The following is a 12,809-nucleotide window of genomic DNA, read 5'->3' as shown; positions in this document are numbered from 1 at the left end:
AGCTTGGCACGCCGCCGCGACAATGTCGCGCTTCGGGGGCGCGACGCGGCGCAATTTGGGCTATGCTGCGGGGTATTAAGGGGAGGAATGCCGATGATTGTCTATGGTTCAACCCTGTCGCCTTACGTGCGCAAGTGCATGGTGTTCGGTGCGGAAAAGGGACTGGAATTGCAGCTGAAGTTCGCCGGGCCGGGCAGCCCTGACCCCGATTTCCGCGCCGCGAGCCCGTTCGGAAAGATGCCTGGTTTTCGCGACGGCGACTTTACCATCGCCGATTCCACCGCGATCGTGACCTATCTCGAGGCCAAGTTCCCCGAGCCCAACCTGATCCCGCTGGAGCCGCAGGCGCGCGCCCGCACGATCTGGTTCGACGAGATGGCCGATACTTTGATGATGGCGGCCGGCGGGGCGATTTTTGGCAACCGGTTCGTCAAGCCGCGGGTGATGCATATCCCCTGCGATCACGACGCCGCCGACCAGGCCGAGAAGGAGCAGCTGCCGCCGCTGCTCGACTATCTGGAGCGGACGATTCCGGACAGCGGCTTCCTGGTGGAGGACCGCTTCACCCTGGCCGACATCTCGGTGGCGAGCCCGCTGGCGACGCTGGGGTGCATCGGCGTGTGCGTCGATGCCTCCCGCTATCCGCGGACCGCGGCCTATGTCGAGGCGATCCATGCGCGGCCGAGCTTCGCGACGATCATCGCGCGCGATCGGGCGCAGGTGGCAGCGATGGGCGGCGGCGAAGTGCGCGCGGCATAGCCAAAGCGCTGCCCACGGCCTAGAGGGTCGGCCATGCGCATCGCCTTCATCAAATGCCATGGTTCGGGAAACGACTTCCCGCTGATCGACGCCCGCGCGCTGGCGCTGTCCGACGCCGACTGGGCGACGCTCGCCCGCCTGCTCGCCGACCGCGCCGGGCCGGTGGGCGGCGACGGGCTGCTGGCGCTGGTGCCGGGCGACGACGGCCACCGCTTCGGCATGCGCATGTGGAATTCGGACGGGTCCGAGGCCGAGACCTGCCTCAACGGCCTGCGGTGCACCGCGCGGCTGGGCTTCGAGGTGCTGGGGATCGACACCGCGCAGGTGAAGCTGAAGACCAGCACTGCGACGGCCGCCCGCGACGCCGATATCGCCGCCGGCGTGACGACGATCCGCACGCTGGTGGGGCCGAATTCGACGCGCGCCGCCGATGTGGGGCTGATCGGCGCGGCCGAGCAGGTGATCGATGCGCCGATCCACGGCCTGCCCAATCCGCGCCGCTTCACGGCGGTGGCGATGCCGAACCCGCATCTGGTGACCTTTGTCGACCAGGTGGACGAGGCGGAACTGGTGGCGCTGGGCCGCTGGTGCGAAAGTCGGCCGGCGCTGATCCCGGCGCGCGCGAACGTCTCGTTCGTCGAGCAGCGGGGGCCGACCAGCCTGTTCGTGCGCACCTTCGAGCGCGGCGTGGGCCTGACCGACAGCTGCGGCAGCGCGATGGCCGCATCGGTGCTGAGCGCGGCGCTGACCGGGCGCGTGCCGTTCGCCACCCCGGTCGCGGTGTTCAACCGCGGCGGCATGGTACGCGGCCAGGCGGAGCAGGATCGTTGCGTGATGCTGAGCGGCAACGCCACGTTCGAGGCCGAATTGGCGATCGACGTCGACCTTGCCGGCGGCACGCTGGGCGCGGTGGAGACGCTGCGGGTGCGCGACGCGGAACGCAGCGCCTGGGCCGCGCTTGTCGCCGGCACCCGCTAGGGCGTAAACCCAGGGCGACCCGCCTGACCGGCGGAACGCGGGGGCGCGGACCTGACCGCGTTCGGGACACAGATAAGCATCGCTGTTGTTACGCCGGCCCGTCGTGCGACACTTGCCGACCGGATTTGACCGTTCGCGGAGCGCGCAACCTTGCGTCTTGTCGCGGGCGCGATCGGCGGCGATACCTGTGCCATGTCGTCGTCCCCGGACCCGTTGCCGCGCTTGAGTCCGGCCGAACGCCAGGTGCTCGCGCTGTTGGCCAAGGGCCACACCACGAAATCCATCGCAGCGGCGATGAATCTCTCCATCCATGCCGTCAACGAGCGACTGCGCGAGGCGCGCCGCAAGACGGGCGCCGCCAGCAGCCGCGAGCTTGCCCGCCGCCTTGCCGCCCAAGAAAATTGGGACAAGGAAATGGAGGTTCCGGGGCATGGTTTGGCCGACGCAGAACCGCAGGCGCCCGGCGCGGTCATGGTGGCTCGCCGGGGGCCGAGGAGCTTCATTATCATGTTCGTCATCACCGCCGTTGCTGCCCTAGCCTTTGTCGCTACGCAGATCGCTTCTCCGCCGCGACCGCCGGCAGCGTCCGCGCAGGCTGCATCCCCGCTCGCACCCTATCAGGCCCGCTTCGCCGCAGAGGCGCGCGACACCGAGTGGGCGGCACCGTCCGAGCTGCGGGTCTGGGCGCTTTTCGCGCTGGTCGACGGCGTTCAATCGAACGCAGTCCAATGTGCCGCGACGTTGTGCCGCGTCGAGGGCAGTGTGCCGCCCGGCGCGGTGAAGCGCGCCAAGGCCGGGGTTCGAAGCGACGCCTTGCGCGAGCGGCTCGCGGGGGCCGGATTCAAGATCGTGGCAACGGATCTGCGCGCCGTTCCGGGGCCCCAAGGCGAGGCCCGCGTCACCGTCTTCCTGCGCCGGCAAGACTGAAGGAGCGTCGTCCCGGTGCCGGCCCTCGGCACCGGAACACGGCGCGCGTTGCCGAGGACTGCAGTCAACGCTTACCGCGAGTGGGCGGTGACGAGCGGCGGGTGAACGTTCTGCGGCAGCAGGCGACCGATTGTGTTGAAAAACTCTTCGCGGGCCGATCATGGTGGTCAGCACTGAAATATCGATGCTAAAATAGCTCGCCAGTTGTAGTTTGATAATTGGTCAGGTGGTCCGTGCGAATTCATGTTGCACTCCATCGCTGTCGGTCAGCCGCTCACGGAGTTTTTCAACACAATCGACCGGCTCAAGACATTCAGCGTCGCTGATGCGAACGCCGGCTTTGTCTGAAACCCGCCATTCGGGTAGCGCAAATTGGCCGGTCGGCTTTGCGCCCCATACTCGGTCGTTTCATTGATTGAAGCGACCGCGTGAAAGCCGACATTCGTTCATCTATCAGCGAGGGCAGCCGCGAATGGCCAACGTTGGCCGTCGGCTCCCATTAGACGGCCGCCGCTGTCAGCGCCAACTGAAGCTGGTCATAGTCATCGCGATCGTCCTCGATCCGGCCCGCGCATCTAAAGCGACAAACGAGGTTGCGCCTGAGCGCGGCGATCGGGAACGTGCGTCTTGGCTCTCTCGGCCAGTCCAGGGATGCAGTGGGGCGCACGAATTCGATTCTGCGACACACCAATGAACTGCAGGCCGCTCAGCACGGCAACTGGGCTTCATAGCAAGCATATAAACCCTGCAATTTTGCCCAGAGCTGATTACGCCCGTTCACGCGTACAAGAAGGTGGCAGGCGTATTCATGCTCGAAAATGTAGCCCGCGCCGGTCAGGCCGGTTGCCGATCTAGGGTGGCGTGGTGTTTAAGAACTTTGTCGTGCCAATCTTCTTTTCGAAATTGCCTTATCAGCAGCAACAAGCCGTTAGGATGTCGAAAAATCCAGCGTGCGCCAGCCGGAGGGGGACCGAATGCGTAGCCTGTTTACCGCACTTGCCTTGATCGTAACCGGCCTGACAACTCCATGCGCGGCGATCGCACAGGCACAGTCCTCGGCCGCACCTCATCTGGAGCGGCGGGGCGAAGCGACGCAGCTCATCGTTGACGGCAAACCCTATCTGGTGCTGGGCGGTGAGACGCGGAACTCCAGCAGCAGCGATTTGGCCTTCATGGCGCCGATCTGGCCCAAGCTGAAGTCGATGAACCTTAATACCGTTCTTGTTCCCGTTGCCTGGGAAACGATTGAGCCGGAGGAGGGCCGATTCGACTTCAGCAATGTCGACGGGCTGCTAAAGGGCGCGCGCGAAAATGACTTGCGCATCGTCATCCTGTGGTTCGGCGCATGGAAGAATACTTATTCCAGCTACGTCCCTGCATGGGTGAAGCGTGATCAAGAACGCTTCCCCCGCGTACAGGCCAGCGATGGCCGAGGGACCGAGCGGCTATCGCCCTTTTCAGCAACCTCGCGTGACGCCGATGCCCGCGCCTTTGCTCAGCTCATGCGCCATATCCGCAAGGTCGACGGCACACAGCACACGGTGCTGATGATGCAGGTCGAGAACGAAGTCGGCATCATCCCGGAATCGCGCGATCATTCCCCTGCAGCCGAAGCAGCCTTCAAGGGCCAGGTGCCCGATGCGTTGATGCGCCACCTCACCGAACGCCGCACGAGGCTGCATCCGGAGCTTCGAACCGCCTGGGAAGCCGCAGGCGCACATACGACCGGAACTTGGCAGGAGGTATTCGGCGATACCAGCATGACGGATTCGCTTTTCATGTCCTGGGCCTATGCAACCTTCATCGAAAAAGTGACCGCCGCCGGGAAGGCGGAACATGCGCTGCCGATGTTCACCAACGCTGCGCTTATCCGGCCGAACTACGAGCCCGGACAGTATAATTCTGGCGGACCGCTGCCCTTCGCGATCGACGTCTACAAGGCCGGCGCGCCATCGCTGGATTTTCTAGCCCCCGATATCTATTTCGAGGATTACGTAAACTGGTCGTCACAATATGCCCGTCGCGACAATCCGTTGCTCGTCCCGGAGGCGCGGGGCGGGGCAGCCGGTGCGGCCAACGCACTTTTCAGCTACGGCACGCTTAAGGCGATTGGCTTCTCGCCATTTGGAATTGATGGTCAGGGCGTCGTACTTCAGGGCGACGCCAGCATCGGGCTTAGCGCCGCAGGCGACGGAGATCCGGCCATGGCCGCGCTCTATGGACAACTTGCGCCCCTTGCTCCGATGATCCTTCAGAAACAGGCGGACGGCCAGATCACGACCGTCATCATGGAAGGCGGCGCACAACGCGCTGGTCGCGGTCGGATTGGCGACTACATCGTGAATATGAGCCGGGCGGGCGGCCCCAAGGGAGATGTCGATCAGATGAGCCGCATCGCCGCGATGTTCATGCAGACAGCGGCAGACGAGTTCATCGTCGTTGGCAGCGGCGATTCGCAGCTTAGCTTCACTACCGATCGCCCCGGCGCGCCGATCGTCGGGATCGAGAGTATCGACGAACAGCTTTTGAGGGACGGCCGGATGGTGACCGGCCGGCGCCTCAACGGCGATGAAACCGGTCAAGGTCAGTCGCTGCGCCTGTTTTCCGGGGATGCCGCCGACCGGAAGGTCTATCGGGTTCGATTGTATCGGTACCGCTGACGTTTGTTCCACGATCGATGGAGAGTCTGTCGGCTGAAATAGCGGCTATTCCCGACATCACTCCCGAAAACGGTCTGTCGGCTCCCGGCCCAGCTTCTGACGTTCCGAGGTGCCGGTCGGGCGAAAGTTGAACGTCGGCTTCTGACGATAGCCGACGTGCGACAAGTGACAGTGGAACGACAGCAAAGTCCCAAAGCACATCGCTCCCGGCGGCATTCGACCAGCATACGCCATTCCCGTTCGGTAGCGGGAAAGACCGCACATGCCGAAAGCGATTATCGGCAGTGCTGATGGCAATCTACGTGTGTCCCCCAGGAGCTTCGGCTCCATCGATCCTCATGGTTTCTCGACACTTCCGGTAGAGAACCCGTGGCGGTTCCGTTTCCTACCTTCGACGTGGCGTTCCGGGAAAACGCATCAGGCGAGGAGCGAGAACGAGTTGCCAAAATTGTGCAGTAGGACCGGCAAGAACAGACTTCCCGTCCGCAGGCGAAGCCAGATGGCGATGAACGACGGGATTGCCGTCAGCGCCATCGTGATAGGATCGAAGGAGAAGCTGCCATGAGAGAAGCCGAAGGCATGCGCGATCCCGAACAGGACACATGACAGCACGGCGCCCCATCCCCAATCGACGCCGAGGAGACGTTTCCTGCCGGTGAAAGCCCGGTCGAGTGCGAACAGCAGAATGCCCCGGTAGAACGGCTCCTCCTCCAAACCCGGCATGATCAATTGGAAGGCGATCTCTTCGCCGCTGGACCGGCCGCCGGGAAACGCCATGGCAATGACAACGAAGACGGCGCAGTAGAGCATCGCGACCGGTACCGCGGCCTTCAGGCTGCCAGGTGCCTGTGCCGTAGTGAAGCCGACCCGGTGAAAACCGAACGCCGGCAGTGCGGCAATGGCGAGGGTGGCGGCCAAGGCCAGGAGCTTGCCCTGCCAGTTCCAGTCGCCGCCGATCAGATCGGGCAGGAATCCGTAAAAGCGGGTAAGAAGCGCATCGTTGACCGCGACCAGCAGTGCCGCGATCAGCAGCCAGCGGGGCGAGAAGCGTCGTCGATCGACGCACCCCATCATCGTTCCCAGAACGAGGAGGATTACCAGCACTCCCCCCAAGCCCATCAGTCCGTTCACCCGCGCGCCCTTATACTGTGAAAGGAGGCATGCTATCTCCGCCGCGACGATCCGCCTTCTCAGAAGCCGGCATTTCGCTCCTCAGATACCGGCATTTGCCAGGTTTGTGCCGCCTGGTTGGTTCTGACGGCGATAATCGCTAGGGGCGCACCCCTCGATCGCAAGGAACGCACGGTTGAAGCTGGCGAGCGATGCGAAACCGCTGTCGAAAGCGATGGTGATGAGTTTGTCGGTCCGGCTCGGATCGCTGAGCAACCGACGCGCCTCCGCGACCCGATAATGGTTCAGGAAGGTACGGAAATGATCGTAGCCCAGCTCGTGATTGATCAGGGTCCGCACGGTACGCTCCGGCGCTCCCATGCGGTCTGCGAAAGTCGCGAAGGTCAGTTGGGGATCGAGGAACACCTTCTCGGTGTCCATCAGGACGGACAGCCGGCAGTGCAGTCCGTCGCTACGGCGGGGAACCGCCAAAGGTAAAGCCTCGGCCGATGTCCGCCTTTCTTCCCTGACGCCGAAGGTCAGGATGTCGGCACGAACGTCGAGCAGTTTGCCTGATAGCCATAGCCCGAAGGCAAAAATCATTGCGTTTTGCGTCAGGGCGAACGCAAGGGGCCGCCAGGCAAAGCCAAATAGCGCGTCGGCCGCCAAGTCGATGAACAGCATTCCGCCGAGCAGGGCCGCGACCAGGATCCGGGCGTGGTGGCGTTGCTCGATCAGATCGCCCTGCCGTTCGGCCAGAAGCCTCCAGACCATGTGGCCGATGATCGCAAAGCCCAGCGGCACGAGCAGGAGGGACAGCCCCTTACCCGCAAATACGTCACCGAGCAGTCCGCGGTCCAGCGCCGCAATGGCCGCCCAGGCGAGGCCGATGCCCAGTACGCCGCCTCTCAACCTGAAACGGCTGTCGAAGCACGACAGGCAAAACCACCATAAGAAGATGACGGTGAAACCGCTCGCGGTGTGAGCGACGGTGCCGACGATACCGGCCGGGGCGAGCGCGGCGATCGGCGTATTGCTGATGACGAACCCGGCCAGACAAAGCGCCAACGGAGGGAACAGAGCGGCTGGCAAGCCGACCCTTCGGCGCTGGCAAAGCAGGAGCCAAGCCAGCAGCAAAATGGTGCTGATAGCTCCCGCTCGTATCGCGGCGTCGAGTTGGCCTAGGTTCATTTCACGAGGATACCGAACGGTGCGGCACCAAACCAGCACGCCTCTAATGAAGGCTGGCTGACCGATCGTCGATATCCTCGCCGCCCGTGAGCTTTGATGATCGTTTCAGCCATTGCGGATGACAGCTAAGTCCCAACCTCTGCCTTCGGAGAGGAACCAACGGCAGGTTTCGGGTGCCGCGATCGCAACGCTGAACGATCGGGATCGCGATTCCTGTCCTACCGAAGCCGCCCGTCCGCGGCCTAGAAGCGCGAGCGCAGGGTGAGGCCGTAGGTGCGCGGCTCGGCGAGGAAGGAGCCGAACAGCGTGTTGGCGGTGGCAAAGGCAGGCGCGCCGAAGGCCTGGACCTGCGACCGGCTGCCCGCGCCCTGGAAGGGCAGGTTGAACGCAACCTGCTGATAGTTGGTATCGAGCAGGTTCTGCGCCCACAGTTCGAGCGCCCAGCGCTCGTCCTTGCCGCGCACGCCGATGCGGGCGTTCATCAGGAAGAAGCCGTCCTGCAGCTTCTCCGCGAACAGATCCGATCCGGTGTTATAGTCGCTGGTCAGGCGGCCATCGACATAGAGCAGCCCGGTAAGCCCCGATCCGCCGAGCGCCGGCGTCCAGGTGACCGCGCTGGTCACGGTGTGGCGCGGCGCGTTCGACATCTGGCTGCCCGACAGCAGGAACAGCGCGGCGTTGAGCGGCTCGCCCGCCTTGCTGCCCACCAGATCGCGCCGGTATTTCGCGTCGGCCAGCGTGTAGCCGAGATTGACGCTGAAATCATGCGTGGGCGTGAGGCCGACTTCGAGTTCGACGCCCTGCGTCACCACGCCCTTGCCGACCTTGCCGGTGCAGGCGCCGGTGGTGGAGGAATTGTCGCGATCGGTGCCGTTCAGCGACGTGCTGCAGCCGCCGATATTCTGGACGATGAAATTGGTGCCGTTGAAGGTGTTCAGCTGGAAATTGGTGAATTCGGAGCGATAGAGCGCGACATTGGCGGTGAGCTTGTGCGCGCTGTATTTCAGGCCGAGCTCATAGGCGTTCACGGTTTCGGGATCGAAGCGCAGGTTGCGCACATCGCCCGCCACGGGCGTGCCGAACACGGTGGCGGTGAGATCCGAGCGATCGAGATTATAGCCGCCCGCCTTGTAGCCGCGCGCATAGGAGCCATAGACCAGCGTGTCGTCGTTGACCTTCCAGGAGAGGACGCCGGTGCCGGTCAGCTGGCCTTCCTTCAGCCGATCGTTCAGGGCGAGGCCGGTAATCGCCGAGCTGGAATTGCCGGTGCAGCTGAGCGTGACCAGCGCACCCGCGAGCGACTGGAGCGTGGCGTTCGTGCTGCGCAACAGCGGCGCCAGCGCCGCCTGCTGCGCCGGGCAGATGGTGTTGTTGTTGTTGAAACCGGCGGCAAGCGACTTGGCTTCGCGGGTGTAGCGGAGCCCCAGGGTGACGTTGAAGCGATCGGTAAAGCGGTAGATGTTGTGCGTGAACAGCGCCCAGTTGTTGCTGGTCTGATCGTAGAGATCGCGCACGCTGCCGCGATCGTTGAGCGTGCTCAGCCGATCGATGCCGCCGATGATCTGCGGGCCGACCGCCGGGGTAAGCGCGGCGCGGCCGAGCGCGCTGAGGCAGCCGGGGCGGCTGGGATCGCGCAGCGCCGCCGCCGGGTTGAGCGTGGCGACCATCCGGCACGCGGCGAAGGCGCCATATTGCGCGCCGAAGCGCAGATTATCCGCCACCTGCAGCTTTTCGTGCGCATAATAGCCGCCGACCAGCCAATCGAGCTTGTCGCCGAAGATCGTGCCCGAGAAGCGGCTTTCGTGCGTGAAGGTGTGGAACTGGCGATAGCTGTTGCCGTCGTTCGGCCGATAGACGAGATCGAGATTGCCATAATCGATGTCCGCCGCGCCGCCCGACTTGTACTCGCGATAGGCGGTGAGCGAGGTGAGCTGCGTGTCGCCGATGTTCCAGCGGACGCGCGACGAAATGCCGTAATCGGTGGTGAGGTTCGAATAGGCCCGGCCGGGCGTGAATGCGATCCGCCGGTTATAGGGATCGCCTTCGCTGGGCAGCACGCCGCCCATGCTGCGCAGGATGGCGGTGACGCGGTTGCCAGCGGGGTTGGTCGCGAAATCGCCGGGGGTGCCGGGCGTGGCATCGAGCTTTTCTGCGGTATCGACATAGGCGGCGCCGCAGCATTTCTCGTCGCGCCGCGTGTAATCGGCGATCAGCCGGATCGCGAGATCGGGATTGACCTTGAACAGCAGCTGGCCGCGCACGAAGACGCGGTTGCGATCGTTGTAATCGGTGTTGTTGACGACATCGCGCAGGAAGCCGTCGCGCTTCGAATAGACGCCGTCGAGGCGGAAGGCGATGGCTTCGCTGACGATCGGGCCGGTGAGCGCGCCCGACAGGCGCACGGCATTGTAATTGCCGTAGCTCACTTCGCCAAAGCCACCGAACTGGAACTCGGGCAGCTTGGTGTAGATGCTGATCGCGCCCGCCGAGGAGTTGCGGCCGGACAGCGTGCCCTGTGGGCCGCGCAGCACTTCGATGCGTTCGATCTCGCCGAGATCGTTGAGGCCGGAGCCGGTGCGGCTGCGATAGATGCCGTCGATGAACACCGCGACCGAGCTTTCGAGGCCGGGATTGTCGCCCACTGTGCCGATGCCGCGAATGCGCGCGGCGGCATTGGCTTCGGAGCCGGTGGAGGAGACCAGCAGCGACGGCGCGAGCTGCGTCATCTGACGGATATCCGTGGCGCCGGAATTCTGCAGCGCCAGCTGGCTGAATGCGGAGACGGCGATCGGCACGTTCGACAGCCGTTCGGAACGACGGGTGGCGGTGACGACGATATCCGCGCTGTTGGGCGGCGGCGCTTCGGCGGCGTCCTTCGCGTCGGCGGCCGACCCGCGCAGATCCTGGGCACCGGCGGGCGCGGCGAGAACGGCCATGACGGCGGCTGAGACAAGCAACGCGGACTTCGACATTTTTCCGACATCCTCCCACCGGGCGCCACGGCACCGCAGGGCTGGTTAAGTAGCCGGAAAGGCATCACCAAATCGTGAAAACCAAGCGCATGCCGGCCCCCGTGAAACTACGGATGAGATAACCATATGGGTTATTTCTCTTGACATCGTCACGCTGATATGGCACAAAACAGGAACGCTGAAGAAGTGCGAGTCGCGGGGTGCGGCTCTGCTGGAACGGGCCAGGCGCGCTGGCGCGGCGGCCCGTTCGCGTCTTGGGAGAAAGCGGGTGGGACTGACGATTGCGGCAGGCAACCAGCGACGGCGGCAGATACGCCGGGTGAAGGAAATCGGCTGGACGAGCGAGAAGCGGCAGCGCTTCCTCGACACGCTGGCGGTGACCTGCAACGTCCATATTGCCTGCGCGGAGGCAGGCATGTCGAAGGCGGGCGTCTACCAGCTTCGCCGTCGCGATCCGGAGTTCGCCGGCTTGTGGCGCGACGCGCTGCTCATGGGCTATGACCGCCTGGAGGAACGGCTGCTGCGCGCCGCCGGCGCAGGGGTGAACGATGTCGAATTCGGTGGCGGCGACGCACCCGAGACGCCGTTCGACGCCGAGCTGGCGCTCACGCTGCTCCGCGCCCACCGGCCGACGGTGGAGGGCCGACGCAAGCGGCGGGTGGGCGAAATCCAGCGCATGAGCCGCGCGGAGGCGGAGGCGGCGCTGTCCAAGCGACTGGACGCGCTGGAGAAACGGCTGAAGGCGGAGCAGGGCAGGTGAGGAACCCGGTGGAGCGGCTTGCGCTGCTGCCGCGCAAGGAGCGCGACCGGATGCTGGAGCGCATGTCAGAAACCGAGCTACGCGCGTTCAACGAATGGTGGGGGCGCTGGGCGCATGACGGCCAGTTCTGGCCCGACGGCGACTGGCGGATCTGGCTGATCCGTGCCGGACGGGGCTTCGGCAAGACGCGGGCGGGCGCCGAATGGGTGAGCCAGATGGCGCGCGACGTGCCGGGCGCGCGGATCGCGCTGATCGGCGCGACGCTGGAGGATGCGCGGCGGGTGATGGTGGAGGGGCCATCGGGGCTGCTCGCGGTGGGGCTGGAGGGCGAGACGCTCGACTGGCGCGCCACAGCAGGCGAACTCGTGTTCGGATCGGGCGCACGCGCGCTCGTGTATTCGGCCGAGGCGCCGGAAAAGCTGCGCGGACCCGAGCATGACTTCGCGTGGGCGGACGAGCTGGCGAAATGGTCGGCAGGCTGCGCCGACGCCGCCTGGGACAATCTGATGATGGGGATGCGCCGCGGCGCACAGCCGCGCGTGGTGGTGACGACGACGCCGCGGCCGGTGAAGCTGATGCGACGGCTGCTCGCGATCGGGCCGCCCGGCCTGCACGAAACGCGGGGGCGGACCCGCGACAATATCCATCTGCCGCGCAGCTTCGTCGAGGCGATGGTGCAGGCATATGCCGGCACGCGGCTCGGGCGGCAGGAGCTGGACGGCGAGATGATCGACGATGTGGCGGGCGCGCTGTGGCCGCGTGCGCTGATCGAACGGCAGCGGCGGGAGGCCGCGGTGCCGCTGGTGCGCGTGGTGGTGGGAGTGGATCCGCCGGCAGGCAGCGAGGGCGATGCATGCGGCATCGTTGCGGTGGGGCTGGGCGCGGACAAGCAAGGCTATGTGCTGGCCGATGCCAGCGTCGCCGGGCTGAGCCCCGAAGGCTGGGCAGCGGCGGTGGCGGACTGCGCCCGGCGGTTCGAGGCGGAATGCGTGGTGGCCGAGAAGAACCAGGGCGGCACGATGGTGGAAAGCGTGTTGAAGGCTGCCGACACGGACCTGCCGATCCGACTGGTGCATGCCAGCCGAGGCAAGGTCGTCCGTGCCGAGCCGGTGGCGCTGCTCTACGAGAAAGGCGCGCTGTGGCAAGCGGGCGTGTTCCCGGCGCTGGAGGAAGAGATGGCCGGGTTCCAGGTGGCCGGAGGCTATCAGGGGCCGGGCCGCTCGCCCGACCGCGCCGACGCGCTGGTGTGGGCGGTGCATGAGTTGCTGCTGGGCCGGCGCGGGAGGGCTGCGATACGGGTGGTGTGACGGGGACCTTACAGCCCTAAAATCCTTCCCGGCCCGTGGAGGGGGACCGCGTGGCCTGGCCGCATGGTGGAGGGGCTGCGCCGTCAGGCACGGGGCTGAACGATAGCGGGGGAACCCGCCGCGTGCCGCGGCGGCCCCCTCGACC

General features: G+C 65.3%; 9 protein-coding genes. 6 read left to right on the top strand and 3 right to left on the bottom strand.

The features are described 5' to 3' along the window. Nucleotides 1-87 precede the first annotated feature (87 nt). The 4 genes from ACNFJ7_RS09935 (at nt 88) to ACNFJ7_RS09920 (ending at nt 5,324) form a co-directional block, all read left to right on the top strand. Nucleotides 88-759, top strand: coding sequence for a glutathione S-transferase N-terminal domain-containing protein (locus tag ACNFJ7_RS09935; RefSeq protein WP_019370441.1), 672 nt, complete (start codon nt 88-90; stop codon nt 757-759). Nucleotides 760-792: 33 nt separating this feature from the next. Further along, entirely contained in the window at nt 793-1,737 is a 945-nt protein-coding gene (dapF, locus tag ACNFJ7_RS09930; protein ID WP_019370440.1) for a diaminopimelate epimerase, read from the top strand. Nucleotides 1,738-1,887: 150 nt separating this feature from the next. Further along, the gene (locus tag ACNFJ7_RS09925; protein ID WP_019370439.1) at nt 1,888-2,664 is read left to right on the top strand and encodes a helix-turn-helix domain-containing protein; all 777 of its coding nucleotides are present in this window, start codon (nt 1,888-1,890) and stop codon (nt 2,662-2,664) included. A gap of 974 nt (nt 2,665-3,638) precedes the next feature. Beyond that, a complete protein-coding gene (locus tag ACNFJ7_RS09920; RefSeq protein ID WP_019370437.1) occupies nt 3,639-5,324 on the top strand; it encodes a DUF5597 domain-containing protein in 1,686 nt (561 codons plus the stop codon). A gap of 417 nt (nt 5,325-5,741) precedes the next feature. On the opposite strand, the gene ACNFJ7_RS09915 is transcribed toward ACNFJ7_RS09920, so the two are convergent. From ACNFJ7_RS09915 to ACNFJ7_RS09905, 3 genes are all read right to left on the bottom strand, one after another. Continuing rightward, on the bottom strand, nt 5,742-6,455 hold the full coding sequence (locus tag ACNFJ7_RS09915) for a CPBP family intramembrane glutamic endopeptidase, BDIM_20840 family (RefSeq protein WP_026009289.1): 714 nt from the start codon (nt 6,453-6,455) through the stop codon (nt 5,742-5,744). 81 nt (nt 6,456-6,536) lie between these two features. Then, nucleotides 6,537-7,625, bottom strand: a complete 1,089-nt coding sequence (locus ACNFJ7_RS09910; RefSeq protein ID WP_050990191.1) for a helix-turn-helix domain-containing protein — start codon at nt 7,623-7,625, stop codon at nt 6,537-6,539. Between the two features lie 242 nt (nt 7,626-7,867). Further along, entirely contained in the window at nt 7,868-10,597 is a 2,730-nt protein-coding gene (locus ACNFJ7_RS09905) for a TonB-dependent receptor (protein ID WP_026009288.1), read from the bottom strand. 268 nt (nt 10,598-10,865) lie between these two features. Between ACNFJ7_RS09905 and ACNFJ7_RS09900 the strand changes: the two genes are divergently transcribed. Beyond that, nucleotides 10,866-11,357 carry a hypothetical protein gene (locus tag ACNFJ7_RS09900; RefSeq protein WP_019370433.1) on the top strand — a complete coding sequence of 164 codons (492 nt, stop codon included), beginning with the start codon at nt 10,866-10,868 and terminating at the stop codon, nt 11,355-11,357. Between the two features lie 50 nt (nt 11,358-11,407). Next, nucleotides 11,408-12,664, top strand: coding sequence for a DNA-packaging protein (locus ACNFJ7_RS09895; RefSeq protein ID WP_082664417.1), 1,257 nt, complete (start codon nt 11,408-11,410; stop codon nt 12,662-12,664). Nucleotides 12,665-12,809: the final 145 nt, after the last annotated feature.

This window comes from Sphingomonas sp. HT-1, assembly GCF_048568905.1.
Taxonomy (GTDB): domain Bacteria; phylum Pseudomonadota; class Alphaproteobacteria; order Sphingomonadales; family Sphingomonadaceae; genus Sphingomonas.
This window is presented reverse-complemented; position numbering and strand designations above follow the sequence as displayed.

Bases quoted from the DNA above. Each gene is read 5' to 3' on its own strand.
- ACNFJ7_RS09935 (WP_019370441.1), top strand. From the start codon at position 88: ATGCCGATGATTGTCTATGGTTCAACCCTGTCGCCTTACGTGCGCAAG.
- dapF (WP_019370440.1), top strand. From the start codon at position 793: ATGCGCATCGCCTTCATCAAATGCCATGGTTCGGGAAACGACTTCCCG.
- ACNFJ7_RS09920 (WP_019370437.1), top strand. From the start codon at position 3,639: ATGCGTAGCCTGTTTACCGCACTTGCCTTGATCGTAACCGGCCTGACA.
- ACNFJ7_RS09910 (WP_050990191.1), bottom strand. From the start codon at position 7,625: ATGAACCTAGGCCAACTCGACGCCGCGATACGAGCGGGAGCTATCAGC.
- ACNFJ7_RS09905 (WP_026009288.1), bottom strand. From the start codon at position 10,597: ATGTCGAAGTCCGCGTTGCTTGTCTCAGCCGCCGTCATGGCCGTTCTC.
- ACNFJ7_RS09895 (WP_082664417.1), top strand. From the start codon at position 11,408: ATGCTGGAGCGCATGTCAGAAACCGAGCTACGCGCGTTCAACGAATGG.